This is a genomic window from Chryseobacterium sp. JK1 (assembly GCF_050632815.1).
In the GTDB taxonomy this organism is placed as follows: domain Bacteria; phylum Bacteroidota; class Bacteroidia; order Flavobacteriales; family Weeksellaceae; genus Chryseobacterium.
Genome location: NZ_JBODRU010000002.1, coordinates 305063 through 321296, shown reverse-complemented (window position 1 = coordinate 321296; position 16234 = coordinate 305063). Strand labels below are relative to the sequence as shown.

Annotated in this window: 16 protein-coding genes; 4 read left to right on the top strand and 12 right to left on the bottom strand. The window is 36.1% G+C overall.

The genetic code is table 11. The features are described from left to right. Nucleotides 1–3 precede the first annotated feature (3 nt). Nucleotides 4–588 carry a sigma-70 family RNA polymerase sigma factor gene (locus ACQ76T_RS14485; protein ID WP_431344013.1) on the bottom strand — a complete coding sequence of 195 codons (585 nt, stop codon included), beginning with the start codon at nucleotides 586–588 and terminating at the stop codon, nucleotides 4–6. A 233-nt stretch (nucleotides 589–821) separates the two neighbouring features. Between ACQ76T_RS14485 and ACQ76T_RS14480 the strand changes: the two genes are divergently transcribed. Then, nucleotides 822–1202, top strand: a complete 381-nt coding sequence (locus ACQ76T_RS14480; RefSeq protein ID WP_431344012.1) for a group III truncated hemoglobin — start codon at nucleotides 822–824, stop codon at nucleotides 1200–1202. 32 nt (nucleotides 1203–1234) lie between these two features. Here ACQ76T_RS14480 and ACQ76T_RS14475 read toward each other — a convergent pair whose 3' ends face one another. The 9 genes from ACQ76T_RS14475 to hflX form a co-directional block, all read right to left on the bottom strand. Then, on the bottom strand, nucleotides 1235–2305 hold the full coding sequence (locus ACQ76T_RS14475) for a calcium:proton antiporter (RefSeq protein WP_431344011.1): 1071 nt from the start codon (nucleotides 2303–2305) through the stop codon (nucleotides 1235–1237). A gap of 66 nt (nucleotides 2306–2371) precedes the next feature. Next, nucleotides 2372–2710, bottom strand: a complete 339-nt coding sequence (locus tag ACQ76T_RS14470; protein ID WP_431344010.1) for a DUF6122 family protein — start codon at nucleotides 2708–2710, stop codon at nucleotides 2372–2374. A gap of 31 nt (nucleotides 2711–2741) precedes the next feature. After that, nucleotides 2742–3986, bottom strand: a complete 1245-nt coding sequence (locus ACQ76T_RS14465; RefSeq protein WP_431344009.1) for a hypothetical protein — start codon at nucleotides 3984–3986, stop codon at nucleotides 2742–2744. Then, nucleotides 3987–5921, bottom strand: a complete 1935-nt coding sequence (locus ACQ76T_RS14460; protein WP_431344008.1) for a hypothetical protein — start codon at nucleotides 5919–5921, stop codon at nucleotides 3987–3989. A 95-nt stretch (nucleotides 5922–6016) separates the two neighbouring features. After that, nucleotides 6017–6685 carry a hypothetical protein gene (locus tag ACQ76T_RS14455; RefSeq protein ID WP_431344007.1) on the bottom strand — a complete coding sequence of 223 codons (669 nt, stop codon included), beginning with the start codon at nucleotides 6683–6685 and terminating at the stop codon, nucleotides 6017–6019. A 131-nt stretch (nucleotides 6686–6816) separates the two neighbouring features. Continuing rightward, the gene (locus tag ACQ76T_RS14450) at nucleotides 6817–7536 is read right to left on the bottom strand and encodes a DNA alkylation repair protein (protein WP_431344006.1); all 720 of its coding nucleotides are present in this window, start codon (nucleotides 7534–7536) and stop codon (nucleotides 6817–6819) included. 6 nt (nucleotides 7537–7542) lie between these two features. Beyond that, nucleotides 7543–8829, bottom strand: coding sequence for a cation:proton antiporter (locus ACQ76T_RS14445; protein ID WP_431344005.1), 1287 nt, complete (start codon nucleotides 8827–8829; stop codon nucleotides 7543–7545). Nucleotides 8830–8855: 26 nt separating this feature from the next. Further along, nucleotides 8856–9482: a DUF4919 domain-containing protein gene (locus tag ACQ76T_RS14440; protein ID WP_431344004.1), complete on the bottom strand. Its 627-nt coding sequence runs from the start codon at nucleotides 9480–9482 to the stop codon at nucleotides 8856–8858. Further along, complete coding sequence (hflX, locus tag ACQ76T_RS14435) at nucleotides 9482–10702, bottom strand: GTPase HflX (protein ID WP_431344003.1); 1221 nt, start codon at nucleotides 10700–10702, stop codon at nucleotides 9482–9484. Before hflX ends, ACQ76T_RS14440 begins: the two co-directional genes overlap by 1 nt. A 194-nt stretch (nucleotides 10703–10896) precedes the next feature. Between hflX and ACQ76T_RS14430 the strand changes: the two genes are divergently transcribed. Then, nucleotides 10897–11604: a LytR/AlgR family response regulator transcription factor gene (locus ACQ76T_RS14430; protein ID WP_431344002.1), complete on the top strand. Its 708-nt coding sequence runs from the start codon at nucleotides 10897–10899 to the stop codon at nucleotides 11602–11604. Nucleotides 11605–12124: 520 nt separating this feature from the next. Here the strand turns inward: ACQ76T_RS14430 and ACQ76T_RS14425 are convergent. Beyond that, nucleotides 12125–12559 carry an META domain-containing protein gene (locus tag ACQ76T_RS14425; protein WP_431344001.1) on the bottom strand — a complete coding sequence of 145 codons (435 nt, stop codon included), beginning with the start codon at nucleotides 12557–12559 and terminating at the stop codon, nucleotides 12125–12127. 85 nt (nucleotides 12560–12644) lie between these two features. Between ACQ76T_RS14425 and ACQ76T_RS14420 the strand changes: the two genes are divergently transcribed. Then, complete coding sequence (locus tag ACQ76T_RS14420) at nucleotides 12645–14852, top strand: S46 family peptidase (RefSeq protein WP_431344000.1); 2208 nt, start codon at nucleotides 12645–12647, stop codon at nucleotides 14850–14852. Between the two features lie 79 nt (nucleotides 14853–14931). Beyond that, nucleotides 14932–15408: a DUF1905 domain-containing protein gene (locus tag ACQ76T_RS14415; protein WP_431343999.1), complete on the top strand. Its 477-nt coding sequence runs from the start codon at nucleotides 14932–14934 to the stop codon at nucleotides 15406–15408. Between the two features lie 55 nt (nucleotides 15409–15463). Here ACQ76T_RS14415 and ACQ76T_RS14410 read toward each other — a convergent pair whose 3' ends face one another. Next, nucleotides 15464–16204, bottom strand: a complete 741-nt coding sequence (locus ACQ76T_RS14410; RefSeq protein WP_431343998.1) for an AAA family ATPase — start codon at nucleotides 16202–16204, stop codon at nucleotides 15464–15466. Nucleotides 16205–16234 lie beyond the last annotated feature (30 nt).

The window sequence follows — 16234 nt, the reverse complement described above, 5'->3', positions numbered from 1 at the left end:
AAATTAATATCTTTTTTCCAGCTTCTGTTTTTCCGCCTGAAGTTCTTTACAATAAGGCTTTATATCGAAGCTTATCATTTCTCCATTTTCATCGAATGCAACAGCACAACATTCCAAAAATCTTTCTTTCAGTTTCACTCTTCCTCTTTGTATTCTTGATTTTGTATTGGACAGGCTTAAATTTAATTTTTCAGCAATATCCTTTTGTTCCATATCTTCAAGATCATACAATTGTAAAGGAAGAGCATATTTTTCAGGCAAAAGTTTCAGTAAAACCCTGATGTATTCTGAAGCTTCACCTATCAGCGAAGGATTATTTTCCTCATCAATCAGATCTAAATTTATAGATTCCAGTTTTCCTGCTTTTTTAAAATGATCTATCATCGTATTCTGTGCAATTTTGTACAGCCAGGATTTAAGGTAAAGCACTTCTTTTCCTTTTGTACAATACTGATAGCTTTTAAGCAAAACTTCCTGAAGAATATCCTTTGCGGTATCCTGATCCTCAACCCGTTTGAGAATAAAAAGATAAAGGGATGCTTTATAATCTTCCCAAATTTCAAAAATATTACATTCTGATTTTGACATTAACTGTACTCATTTTTCTCATACAAAGGTATTAAAAACATCTTTTTATTGAGATAAGACCGTATTTAGGGATCTGAACATAAAAGTTATCTGGAATTAAAAACTGGGATTTATTATATTTTTCAATAGTCTCCTATTATTACAATAGACTTTTGATTAAAAAAATTTTTGATAATGAATTTTATCAATGGGATCTTTTCTTTTATTGTTTGATTTTGAAGTACATTTAAGGTATGAAAAAACTAGAGTCAAGAGAAGATATTGAACACCTTGTCAATTCTTTTTATGCAAAAGTTGTGAAGGACGATACCATTGCTGCTTTTTTTAATGATATTGCCAAAGTAGACTGGGACAAACACCTTCCAAAGATGTATTCTTTCTGGGAAACGATTCTTTTTGGGCAGATGTCTTACAAAGGAAATCCCATGGGAGTACATTTTCCCATTAATGAAATAAAAGCGATGGAACAAAAGCACTTTGACCGTTGGCTTGAATTGTGGCGAACAACTATTGAAGAAAATTTTGTCGGGGAAAATGCAGATACGGCGATCTATAAATCTGAAAATATAGCAAAATTAATGGCTTTCAAAATGGACCTCGCCAGAAAATTGTAAAAAAACTGAGTATTTCTCTTAATAAGAATTCTTTAAGGCACAATTACGGTAAAGATATAAGCCGCCAGATTCACAAGAAGAACAGTCCCATAAAGGATATTTGTTTTCCCTCTGCTCAGTGAAAGCATTACGATAAATACGGATAAAGAGAGCAGAATAATATCTTTTTTGTCTAACCCCAATACTAATGGAATATCATACAGAATACATACTGTAGATACCGCGGGGATGGTAAGTCCTATACTTGCAAGAGCAGAGCCTAATGCCAGATTTAAGCTGGACTGAATCTGATTACTACGCGCCGCTCTAATAGCAGCCACTCCTTCAGGAAGCAGAACAACTGCAGCGATAATCACCCCTACTAAAGATTTCGGAGCTCCCACGCTTTGTACCATTCCTTCAATAGTATTGGATAGTCCCTTCGCCATAAGCACTACAATAACAAGGCAAATAAGCAGGAAAGCAAAACTGATAAGTGTTTTGGTAAGTGATGGAATATAATGTTCTTCAGGATGTTCTTCAGGAACAATAAAATAGCTTCTATGACGTACTGTCTGTACCATCAGGAAAACTCCATAAATAACAAGACAGGCAATGGATACAAAAATAAGCTGTGCTTCATTATAAAAAGGCCCATTAACGCTGGAAGTAAAGTTAGGCAGCACCAGTGTAAGGATCAGAATAGAAACAATACTTACCAGATAAGTAGTAGCGGATGTTCTTGCAAAAAACTGTTCGTGGTATTTAACACCTCCTACCAGAATACAAATTCCCAAAATTCCATTAAGAATAAGCATTACAGCAGCAAAAACCGTGTCTCTGGCCAGCGTGATCGCCTGATCTCCGCCGGCAACCATGAGCGAGATGATCAACGCGACTTCAATAATGGTGATACAGAGCGCCAGGATAATAGTTCCAAAAGGCTCCCCTACTTTATGAGCTACAACTTCTGCGTGGTGTACTGCTGATAAAACACTTCCTATAAGCAAAACCCCGGCAAGAATATCATAAAAAACACCCGTTCCCATCAATCCGGAAAAGTAATACCCTACCGCAAGGAGAGGAAAAATATACGTATAATGTAAAAATTCTTTAGGTCTCATAAAGTGACTACAAAATACAAAAAATCTATAACTTTTTCAATATTAAAAGAAAATATTAATATTATTTTAATGAGGCCAGAGGTTAAAATCCTGAAAATCTGTCAACATATGAAATAATAACCCAATTCCTATAATTCTGATATTGCCTTTGAAAAACAACATCAAAAAATACACCGCAATTGCATAATAAGAATGCAAAAAATGAAATCCGATACTTCCTCTTGAAGGATCAAAAATAGGGGTCGCAAAAAGATGGTCCAAATCTACCAGCATTGTTGCCAGCAAAATAAGGTATACCTTTTTCCAGTTTTGGGGATAAAAGACCAGCGCAATAAATACGGGAAAAACAAAATGCAAAAAATAGTGGGTAACTGTTTTAAGCAACATAACATCTGACAGAGCCATTAATACTGTTTATTTTTAATAATTAAAGAAATTACCACCTCAAAATTAAAGGAAACTCACCTTTTTTGGCTTTCACTTTCACAGAATATTCCATGCCTTTGTTTCGATAAAGGATATACTCTATATCTGAAATGACTCTTTTTTCTTTTTCATCTAAATTTTTCCGAGAAGCCAGCAGAAGAGCACTGTTTCTGATGAGAATATAATTTTCATTCAACCGCGGTGATAACGGAATTAAATTTGTGGCGGAACGAATGACAACTCCCTTTCCGATCCTGTTGATCATATTAGGCTGAAAAGGAATAAGCGTGAATTGATTCTGAGCATTGATCCATTTTCTGTTTTGAAAATATTCCCATACTCTTTCGGGATCTTTACTTTCTATACCAATAACATAACTCGGTTGTATAAGCTTTTGGATTGTCTTTTTCTCAACTTCATTAAAATTATCGTCATAGCTGTAACTGATGATCGTATCGTTTACATGTTCCAGATCTACCATTCCTACAATGTGATTGATCTGTGCGGAGTCTGAAATACTTTTATTAAAAAAGTGAGCACATTTTTTCACACTTTCAGCATCCAGTTCCATTTCAAGAAAATGATTTCTATGTTGAATCGGGAAATTTGTCCCGTTTAAGATCTGAGAATCTGAATCATTTTTAATCTCAATTTCATCGTCTTTTAAATCAATACTAAAATTTTGAAACCTCTGACCTGAAATAAAGGAAATGCTTCCCACGCTTCCCTTGATAAAATATTCTGCATCCCATGTTTTATTATCAGAAGAGTCCAAAAGCTGTTTTTTTATGGTGGCAAAAGCTTTATCCGAAGTCCCTATAATACAGCGATCTCCTTCAACAACAATAAAAAGCTGATCTTTCCGGAAATGGTTATTGCCTTTATTGACAAATTTTTGAGACTTTAAAAAGATTAAAAATTCCAACGGATCTTTCAGTTCCATTACAGAATACCATTCTGAATAACCTGAACTTTTGAGATGGAAAACCTGCAAAAAATCCGGAATTCTGATTCCGGAATCTTGTAGAGACATTGATTTTTTATTCTGAGTGCTGTCTCCCGACCAATTTGAGGGATGTGTTAGCATACTGTAGATATACTGTCCTGTTAATTTCTTTACATCAAGCAAAATCACTACATCGGCATTTTCAGGGATGTATTTAAGGGTTTTATCCTTATGAAAAAAAACAAGATAGAGCGCTGCCGCCGTGAGCAGCAGCAAAATAAACGGGACAATAATCTTCTTTTTCTTCATTTATAAAATCTGGGCTTTTTTCTCAGATTCTTTGTTTTTAAAAATCTGATCAAACAGTTCAAAGAAATACATCAAACTGTTTTCGGAAGAGCCTTTGATGTTGTAATTCATTTCGGTCTGAATACTTTCTCCTTTCACTTCTGTTTTATAATACATTTCGCCTATATTTTTTCTCAGAAAGTCCAGTGTTTTTCTTTCAGACGGGCTTTTAAATTCTTTATCCAAACCAATAAGCAGCTTTTGCAGATCCAATCTTCCCGACAGAGGATATTTTGAAGAATCTTTGGCCCACTTTCTGGAAACTTCAGACTGACTTGTAGGAAGAATGTTTTCCGTAGAGCTCATCAGATATACTACTCCATCTTTTACAGTAAAAAACAACTGATCCAGGTATCCTCCCGATTTTTCATCTTTGAATGTGTAGAAATTTCCTTTTTTAGAGAACTTCTTTGCCAATTTTTTATTGGTGGTCAGCAATTCGAAGATCCTTTTCCAGTAGCCTTCGTTTTCTGTTGCAAAAGCAAAAGTAAAGTTCGGAACAGCGATATCTTTGGTTTTCTTTACTTCTTTCTCATTGAAGTCGGCATCGTATTCATAATCTGTGTATTCAACTGTTTTAGATTTCAACTCGTTCAATACAAAAATTCCGTTTCCTGGGGCAATTTTGGCAATGGCTTCTTCATCCAGAACAATCTTCATGGTTTCCATGATCAGTTCCATTTCTTTTTTGTATTCTGTTTCACCAGAGTCCTGAAGAAGGCTGTACATCAGATCGAAACATTTACCTCCGTTTACATTCACAGCATAATATCCAACACTTTTATCATTAATGAGATCCAGAAGTTTTCTGTTTTTCTTGCCCTTGTAAATCGCGGATACATTTTTCTGGATTTCCGGATTTTTATGCTGATAATTATTGACTAACCTTACTTTATCTTTATCGAAATACAGGTTGTATGCCGTACTGGAGTTATACATATTCTGAAATACCTGCCCGAAGTCATACAGCTTCATTGTTTTACCATAGATCCCTTCTTTAACGATCCTTCCGTAATCTGTGTATACAAAAACGTCAGAATGATCATCCCGGAAGGCCAGCATATCTTTAGGAGCTTCAATAGTCAGATTTGAGCTGAAATATTGATCAAAATGATTCTCAGCCTGTTTTTTGACAATTTTATAGTTCTCTCTGCGAATAGAATCCTGTTCTTTTTGGAAGGCTTTATCGGTTTCGGTTTCGTCATAAGCCGGTTGCTCTTCTTCTTGCTCCGGGCTTTCCGGATATTCTTTTTCTTTTGGATATTGATGGTGCTTTTGAAGATATTTGATATCCTTTTGGATTCTTGCTATTTCAAGATTATTATCTTTTATACTTTCTTTTAGGTATTTGATATCGTCTTTTAGATTTCTTATTTCATCTTTATAATCAAAAGGTTTCTCCGGTTCTTCAATATAGGCACTATCGGCAGCATCTACAGCAACACTATCAACAGCCACTGCTACAGCACTATCAGCCACTGCTTCATCTTTCCAAATATCTTTATAAGGCTTCGTGTAACTTACGAAACTAAGGACAGCGCGACTTCCATTCCAGGCTACAAAAATATCATCGTCTATATCTACGTAAGAATAGTTGCTTTTTTTGGAAATCTCTAGTCCTTTTTTCTTTACAGAATTAACAAATTCCTGAAACTTTTCTTTATTATCAATAATAAAATGAGTATTATAGGTCTTTATAGAATCATTAAAACTCGCATAATGATATTGAGTTGCGTCGTACTTGATTCCCGTTTTAGAATAATCGGTCCAGGAAAGTTTTTCCTTCTTTTTGCTTAATTCATTCAGTAAGGGATTCAATTTATTCCAATTGATTTTATTGTTCAGCTGCTTTCCGTTAACTTCCATATAAAATACAGCATCACTCGGAATTTTCATACTGTTTTGGGCAAAAACCAATGTGAAGCTCAAAAGCAGAAAAAATATTTTTTGTGTTTTTAGTAAGATCGATTTCATGATTACAGGGTAGAAATTTATTGAAATAAAATGGTGTTTTGTATCTGTTTTTTCTGAAAGATCAAGTCCAGAATATCGGCTTCGAGCTTGAGTGCTTTTTTGTTCGGAGAAAGAAGATAGGCTGTATTGGTTTGCGACTTCACTGCGTTTTCAAACTGCATGATGGAAGTATATTTCGCATCATTAAAGACTTCTCTGTCTGCTTTACTCATCTTGTCGTAATCTGCTTTGAAGGTATTTACTTTGTTCCTTGTGAAGATCTTTTTTTCGATGTTTTGACTGTAGATTTGTGTAGGGACCATTTTTCCCAGAATGTTTTGAGCTTTCAATTTTTCCAGCCCTGCATTGATGTTTTCAATTTTTTTGAAACTACAGCTCAGTTTAATGATATAGTTATCAAAATCCATGGACGTTTTCACATTGCTGATTCCTGGAGTGCTTTTGAAAATTTTGGCAGCTTCATTAATTTTGTTCTCAATTTCAGGCTTTTTGGGAACTTTCTTCCCGTTTATGGTTTCCATTTTAGAAATTGAAGCCAGTCTTGTTTTACTTTTACTGGCATTGAGAATGATTGTATATTCACCGGTTCCGTCTGCCTTCAGATTCACTTTATCCAAAATATCGAAACAGCTTGTCAGGAAAAGTAAAGGAAAAAAAAGCAGAAATAATTTGAGAAAATTTTTCATGATTTGGGCTTAAAAACACAAAATTACTCAATTCTGGCTTTACATCCCTATAATCTTTGATTTTTTAGATATAAATGGCTGTTTTCAGCTACTTTTTACGGAAGCTGATACAGTGGTTATTTTATTTATTTTCAGATCCGTCCTTTCAGATAATCCTGACGCAGATCCTCATCCAGCTTCTCTATAGAATACCGAAGGCAGGTTCTCGGCATTTCTTTATAGTAGAGATTCAGATAGCTGATCAGCTCTCCTTCATTCTTATTTCCCATTTCCCGCAACAGCCATCCGTTGGCCTTGTGCATGAGATCATGAGGGTGCTTTAAGTTTCTGGTTACGAATTCTTTTGTAAGACCAAATGATCCTTTTTTGATGTAATGCATCGTTCCTACCACTGCAATTCTTTTATGCCACATCTCTTCCGAGTCTGAAAGCTCTCTTAAAAGGTGTTCTTTCTGATTTTCAAAAGCATATCTCCCCAATATTTTATAACAGCTTGAATCTACAATATCCCAATTATTGATATAAGGCAAATGGTTCAAATAGAACTGGACCACCTTCTCTTTTTCTTCGGGATCTTTCGCTTTTTCAAACTTAGAAACCAATATGAAAATTGCCGTTAAACGGTGCTCATGGTATTCAGAAGAAATGAGCGAGCTGAGATCCTTGAGATCTATTTTGGAATAATATTCTTTTGCTACAGAACGCTGATCTGGTACTTTTACACCCAAGAAAAGATCTCCTTCACCATATTCTCCTTTTCCAGTCTTGAAGAATCTTGGAAAGAAATCCGCTTTTTCCGGAATGGATAAAACGGCTAATGCTTCCTGTATTTCTTTAATTATATCTTTCATCGATCGCTATGCGTTTTCTTCAATAGTAATACTCTCACTTTCTTCCTCTTCTTCTTTGATCTGCTTAGGATTAGCCACCTTCGCAATGGTAAGTCCCTGTACAATAATTGAGAATACCACTACGCAATAGGTAATACTTAAAATAATTTCACTGTATTCACTTTTGGGAATGGACATCGCCAACGCTATGGAAACTCCACCACGAATTCCTCCCCAAACCAAAACTTTTACCGTTTGTGGACTGAAGCTTTTTCTTAGTGAGGAGACTTTTGAAGGTCCCCAGATCGAAATAAATCGGGCAAACAGAACAACAACAATAGCAAGCAACCCAGGAATCATAAAGTGCTTAAGATCTTTAATCATTAAAAGCTCGAATCCGATAAAAAGGAATAAAACGGCATTCAGAATTTCATCGATAAGCTCCCAGAATTTGATCAGATAATCCTGCGTTACAGATTTCATTTTGAAACTTCTGTTAAAATTCCCCATAAAAAGTCCTGCTGCAACCATCGTCAATGGTCCTGAAATATGCATCTGTCGGGCAATAAGATAACCTCCCATCACTACCGAAAGCGTTACCAATACAGAGATAATATAATCGTCTACTTCACGCATAAGCCTTGAGGTAACCCAACCCAGCAGAACTCCCAGTAAAATACCGCCACCTGCTTCTTTAATCAAAAGCAGCCCGATACTTTCAACGCCCAAATCCACTTCTTTTCCGATCGCAAGCTGTAAAACAACCGTAAAAACCACTACCGCCATACCGTCATTAAAAAGTGACTCTCCGGCTACTTTGGTTTCCAAGGATTTGGATACTTTGGCCTGTTTCAGAACACTCAGAACCGCTACAGGATCGGTAGGGGAAATTAAAGCTCCAAACACAAGACAGTAGATAAACGGAAGCTGAATGCCAACATAAGGCAGCAAATAAAACATTCCGAATCCTACTACAAAAGTGGAAATCACAACTCCCACCGTGGAAAATATCACTACAGGTCTAAACTGCTCTTTCAGATCATTAATATTAATATGAATTCCCCCTGCAAAGAGAAGAAAATTAAGCATTGCCCCCATCAGAACCTCCGTAAAATCTATGCTGCTCATCAGATTATGAAGGTGTCCGAAAGTTCTTGGAAGTACTGTTTCTCCGAACATTACAAGGAAAATAGAAACCACGATGGCAATCACCATGATTCCGATTGTACTCGGAAGTTTTAAGAATCTGTAATTAAGATAGGCAAATATGGATGCTAATACGATTAATGCTGAAAATGAATAATATAATTCCACTAAGTGTTTTTTAGAGATTAATTGGTTTAGTCTAAATAGAGTATTTTAATATAAGTCTGTTGGCCGCCTTTCTCCCAAATGTCGTACATTCCGTCTTTGGCGACTTTAGAATTTCTGGTATAATCCTGTCCGATGTTCAGAATATTCAGCAAAATATATTCATCTCCCACGGAGTTGACGAAATATGCTGTTTTCTCGGATTTTCCATCTCCTGAACTTTTGATCCCATCTGTAAGAGATCGGAACTGGTTCAGATGATGCATAAAATTGTTCCCGTCTTTTAACGCGTCATATGCTCTGAGAAGAATAAGCAGAATATCGAGGTTGGTAGGATCTTTATCATACAAGGCTTTTCCCTGTTTGATGCAGTCTGCGAAGTTTCCTCCTTTAAAAGCTTCCGCTAGGCTTTTGAAACTGTCACTCGTTGTGAGGACCTTATCATCTCTGAAGTTTCTTCCATAGTACAGATATTGTGCTTCTATACTATCTAAAGATTTTGGATAACCTTTATACTTAAAGATCAGTTTCTCGTAATTGTACGGAGAATCAGAACTTTTGAGACTTTTCTCAATCGCTTTTAGATCAACCTTCGGTTTCTGGCTGAACCCGAAAACCGAAAGCATCATGAATAAAAGGAAAAAATGATATTTCATTAATTGTTTTCTTCTTCGTCGTTATCAAAATATTCGAAAAGGAAATCGTTGTAAGGAAATCTTGAAATATGAATTTTCATGACTTCATCATAGATCATTTTCTTCATTTCAGGGAAGTTTTCCTTCGTTAACGCAGAAATGAAAACTGTTGGATATTTAGATTTTGCCATCCAGGTTTTTGTCCATTCTTCCAAAGAAACGTTTTTACGGGTTGAAGGAGTAAGATCGTCTTCCTCCTTTTTCTCATAGCTGAAATCATCAATCTTATTGAAAACCATAATCATCGGTTTCTGATGAGCATTGATTTCCATTAAAATATGGTTCACCGATTCTATATGATCTTCAAAACTCTCGTGCGAAATATCAACCACATGAATCAGAAGATCGGCCTCACGAACCTCATCCAAAGTAGATTTGAATGACTCTACCAGCTGTGTAGGTAGTTTCCTGATAAATCCTACCGTATCAGTAAGAAGGAACGGTAAATTTCCAATCACCACTTTTCTTACGGTTGTGTCAAGGGTCGCAAATAGTTTATTTTCTGCAAAAACCTCAGACTTCGAAATAGAATTCATAAGCGTAGACTTTCCTACGTTGGTATATCCTACCAACGCTGCACGCACCACTTTTCCACGGTTATTACGTTGCGTAGCCATCTGCTTGTCGATCGTTTTCAGCTTTTCCTTCAGTAAGGTAATTCTGTCACGGATAATACGACGGTCGGTTTCAATTTCCGTTTCTCCGGGACCTCTCATCCCAATTCCCCCTTTCTGACGTTCCAAGTGGGTCCACATTCTTGTCAGTCGTGGTAAAAGATATTGATATTGAGCCAATTCCACCTGTGTTCTTGCATAAGAAGTTTGCGCTCTTTGGGCAAAAATATCCAGAATAAGATTGGTTCTATCCAGAATTTTCACTTCCATCTCTCTTTCCAGATTTTTAAGCTGTGAAGGGGAAAGTTCATCATCGAAAATAACAGTTCCGATCTCGTTTTCTTTTACATATTCTTTGATCTCTATGGCTTTTCCGCTCCCGATAAAGGTTTTGGAATCCGGCTGAGTTAATTTTTGAGTAAAACGCTTTTCTACTGTTGCGCCTGCTGTGAAAGCTAAAAACTCCAGTTCATCTAAATACTCCGTCAGTTTTTCTTCATCCTGATTTTGGGTAATAACCCCCACAAGGACTGCTTTCTCATAATTATGTTCTTTCTTTTCTAACATTAAGTTCTATCTATGTTTATGATTTTTACAAGTTAATATTTTTCCGAAAAAAAACAAAATCAAATTGTATTTAATAACATTTTTTAATATAAATTTAAGTTTGGCTGTAGACTATTTGACAAAAAATCATTATTTTCATATAATTATTTTCTGATTTTCAACTATTTAAATTAAGAATTAATATCCAGAAAATCATGATGACCCATATTCGATGTATGATTATTGATGCTGATGAACTGGACAGGCTGGTTCTTCAGCATTATATCAAATCTTATGAAAGTATTGAGATTGTCGGCTCCTATGACTCGGCAGAAAAAGCAATTCCCTACCTTGATGCTCCTATCGATTTGCTTATAACGGAAACCCATCTGAAGGGTATAAGTGGTCTTGAGCTCCGAAAAAGGGCACACAAAATACCGGTCTGCATTTTTGTGAGCTCCCATCCTGAAGAAGCTGCGAAAACTTTCGAAATCAACACATTAGATTTCATCACCAAACCTTTAACTTCGGAGCGGTTTCATCATTCTATGGAGAAGCTTTTTGATTTTTTTGAAGTGAAAGAAAAGTGTAAATGCTATGATGCAATGGTAGGAGAAAACTGCATCAACATCAAAGAAGGTGGAAATATCCTGCAGATCAAAATGAAAGATATCCTGTATCTGGAAGCTTTAAAAGATTATACCCGTATTATTACTTTAGAAAAAAACTATTGTATTTTAAATTCTTTGGGAAATCTGCTACAAAAAAACTTCTTTGACTCTTTTGTAAGAATACATCGGAGTTATGCCGTTCCTCGTCATCTCATCCGGGGAAAAAACTATCATGAAATAGAATTGGCCCATCAGATAAGGCTTCCCATCGGAAGAGCTTATAAAAATAACCTGTCTTTCTTTCATTCCTAAAAGGGAATAAAATGCCGTTGGTCTATTATTTTTGTTGTTCGTCTATTATCTGCTCATCAGATTGGGATTGGAAGTAATTTAGTCTTCCCAAAGTTCCCTATAGTTGGGATCTACATCCAATAACCAATAAATTGCTATCTATGACGAAAAAATTACTTATTGTCCCCTGTTTTTCTCCTATTGGATAATAGCATTGTATATTCCATTACTTTTTTCTTACAACCATTAAGAAGATAGCTCTGCTCCTCTTCTTGATACAGCAGCGCAAAATCAATATAAACAGACAGGCATATTACAATATTATAAATTCTAGGAACACAAATACGACCATTACCAGGCAGCCGAATCCTGCACTCTGGAAGAAATAAAGAACGGCTTTTAAAACTGATAACCTCTTACAAAACTAGTAACCGCTAAAACTAATAACCACGCAAAAAAGCTGATAACCAAGCTAGATTTTTCAAACAAAAAAGAAGTCCGCAACACTGCGGACTTTTGTTGTATATAGCATTTTTCTTTACTAATCCCAATCTGCTGCCACAAACTTCATGGTATTTCCTTTGCCATCAGACAGGGTCAAAAAGTGTCCTTCTATGGAATACTTGGTCATTGTCTCAAATTTCTTTTGAAAGGCTGTTTCCAGCTTTACGTCCTCGCATGCTTTCATTGTACTTGCTCCCTGAGATATCTTCACTTTACCTCCTTTTTTAAATTTGGAAGTAAAAGTCATTCTGTTGCATCCCATGTAAGCACTTCCCTGAATTTCACCATTAACAACACTGGATGTCAGGTTGATCTCAGCTTTGTTGGCGATAAGCTGATCTTTGGAAAAGCCATCGAAAGAGACCATCATCCATTGTCTTTGAAGATGAGGATTTTTATCCGGCATTGAAGAACAGTTTAAAATAACTCCTAAAAATAAAACGGTTAAAAGTGATAATAGTATTTTCTTCATGTGAATTATCATCCCATTTTCATACCAACCCGGGACAGAATCTCGTAAAAATTAGTAAATTAGCGACACAAAAATTATTTTATAAATGAAAAGACTATTTCTACTATTCACTTTCTTGCTGGGCTTTGCTCAGATGAGGGCGGATGAGGGGATGTGGCTGCTTATGCTCATCAAGAGACTTAACGGTGTTGATATGCAAAAAGAGGGTCTACACCTTACGCCTGAGGAAATTTATTCAGTGAACAATTCAAGCTTAAAGGATGCTATCGTAAGTTTCGGTGGTTTCTGTACGGGAGAAATTGTTTCTGATAAAGGACTTATATTCACGAATCACCACTGTGGTTACGGTGCTGTTGCTGCTGCTTCAACTCCTGAAAAAGACTATTTGAAGAATGGTTTCTGGGCAATGAAACAGAAAGACGAGTTCAATGCAAAGGATCTTTATGTAAGATTTTTGGTTAGAATGGATGATGCTACACAAAGAATCAACGCCAAACTGAACAACAATATGACCGGAGCAGAGAGAAAAGCTGTCATTGATGCTGAAACAAAAGCGATTCAGACAGAAAACTCTGAAAACGGAAAATATACGGTAGTGGTAAGAGATTTCTTCAACGGAAATGAATTCTACTATTTCGTATACCAGGATTATAAAGACATCAGATTGGTAGGTGCTCCACCTTCATCATTAGGAAAATTCGGAGGAGATACTGATAACTGGGAATGGCCAAGACATACTGCTGACTTCACTGTATTCAGAGTATATGCCGATGCTGCAGGAAACCCTGCTGAATATTCTCCTAGCAACACTCCTTTGAAGCCTAAACACTTCCTTCCGGTTTCTCTTAAAGGAATTAAGCCAGGTGACTTCTCTATGATCTTAGGTTACCCAGGTAGAACAAACCGTTACCTGACTTCTTACGGAATCGAGCAAATGGTAAACAAAGATTACCCGGCTTGGGTTGAAGCTTCTAAATTAGCCATGGATGTAATGAAAAAATACATGGATAAAGATAAAGCTACTCAGCTTAACTATGCTTCTCAATATGCTTCTGTAGCGAACTACTGGAAAAACAGACAAGGAACGATTGACGCGGTAGAGAAGAACGGAACTATTGCTGACAAGCAAAAGACAGAAGATATCTTCAGAAAATGGTCTATGCTTGCTGGAAATGATTCCTATGACGGAATATTAGAAGATATTCAGGCTTACTACAAGCAGGTTTCTGACAGAAATGTTGAAAGAAATTATGCGTCTCAATTCTCAAGAAACGCTAAATATATATCTCTTGCAATACAAGTAGGATCTGTTCTTAAGGCATATGCAGCTCAGGATATGCAAGGCAGACTGGCTATGAAGGCTAAAACTGAAGCCGCTATTAAGGCAGCTTATGAAAACTTCAATCCAAATCTTGAAGGGGAAATGTTAACTGGTATGGTTAATCTTTACCAAACAAGAGTAAAAAACAAAGACATCGCTTCTGCTACTATTTTAGGATTAGATGTAAAAACGGTTTCTAACCTTGCTTACTCTTCTATTTTTGCGAACAAAACATCTGCTACCAACTTCTTGTTACATCCGGATGCATTAAAGCTAGATGCTGATCCACTTTTGAAAGCTGCTAACGGAATTGTTGCTGATCAAAAAATGAGCAACGAAAGATTTGTTAATGTAGACGATAATTTTGCTAAAAAGAACCGTATGTTCTTAGCAGGATTAATGAAAGCTATGCCTGAGAAAAAATTCTACCCGGATGCTAACTCTACCATGAGATTAACTTACGGTACTGTAGATAAATTACCTATCAGAAACGACAGAAACTACTTCGGTGTTACTGATAACTACTATACAGATATGACTGGTCTTGTTGGAAAATACAAGAAAGGTGACGAAGAATTTGATCTTCCTCAAAGAGTGATCGATCTTTATAACCTTAAAGATTTCGGACAATATGCTGATGCTGCAGGATATATGCCTGTAAACTTCCTTTCTAACAACGATATTACAGGTGGGAACTCTGGTTCTCCGGTAATTGACGGTGATGGAAACCTTATCGGTATTGCATTCGACGGAAACAGCGAAGCATTAAGCGGTGATATCGTATTCGAACCTGAATGGCAGAAAACGATCAACGTAGATGTTCGTTTTGTTCTTTGGACTATCGACAAATATGCTGGTGCAAGAAGAATCGTTGACGAATTGAAGCTTGTAAGAGATGAAAACACTCCAGCTGACACAAAAAGTAAAAATTCTGGGACTACAGTAACTCCTAAGAAAATAAAGAAAAAATAATCTTTTTTGATCTATTTTTGAAACCGTGAAATTTACTTTCACGGTTTTTTTATTTTTGAAAACTAAAACATTTTATCACATGAATCCTCCATTCATAGAATTTGTTGCCATTATACAGCAAAACGGACAGATGAATGCTGCTTTTGTAACATTCCCTTTCTCTACAGAGGAGCTGTTCAATAAAAAAGGATTGGTAAAAGTAAAAGCGATGTTCGACAATAAGATTGAATACCGCGGAAGTCTTGCCAAAATGAAATCGGACAGTCATATTTTAGGGTTAACACAGGAAGTCAGACAACAGCTTGGTAAAACCTTCGGAGATGAGGTTTCCGTTTCTTTAATAGAAGATAAAGAAGAAAGGATTGTAGAAATTGCTGAGGATATTGCGGTCGTAATTATTGAAAATCCTGAAGCTAAAGCTTTATTCGACAAAATGAGCTACACCCATAAAAAGGAATACATCCGCTGGATTGAAGAAGCTAAAAAGTCGGAGACCAGAGAAAACAGAAAGATCAAAATGATTCAGATGATTCTGGATGGGAAAAAAGGAATTTAATATTCTTCTGAACATTATCTTTACAGTCTGGACCTATAAAATAAATAAGCTAACTTTATTTTTGAATTTCACCTGTAATAGCATCCACCAAATCTTTTTTCTGAACCAAAGGCGGATTGCTTCTTTTTAAAGCGGTAACAGCAGCACAACGTATAGCATTTACAATCTGGCCGCCTGTCACAGCAAAATTTCCAGAGAGATCTGCTAAAAAATCAGCATCCTGTACATATTGCCCCAGTTGATTGAATTCCAGATATTCTTTCCAAAGCATTAATCTTTCCTGTGCGTTAGGCTTTGAAAAGACAATAGTTTTGTAATCTTTATTATAAAATGTATCGCCTTCCTGACTTTCTCCATTAATGATGAACAATAATATCCCTGGAAAATCTTTAATTTTTCCAATAAGAAATTCTGAGATTTCAGTCTCATGGTTTCTGAACAAGAGGTAAGGTTCATGAAGTACAATAATCCAGGCATTCTCTTTTGCCTTAATGAAAAAATCATTTAAATAATTCTTCATTTCAACCAGATTGTATAACGGTAATTTTGGCGCATTTATCCTATAAACATTCTGCTTCAAAATCTTGCCCAACAAAGAGCCTGTCGTCGTTTTCCCCGTACCTACAGGTCCATAGAACGTCGCTCTGTTGATCACCCGATTTAAGATATCATTTTTTATCTGTATGATATTTTCCTTGGTAACATCATTTAAGATGAGATCACCCCATAGTAAGTTGGTAAAAATCTTTTCAACAGGAAAATCATTTTCATCTGTGTGCTGTAAGTTTTTAGTCATGTTAGGATATTGAGTTTTTCAGAACAGCTG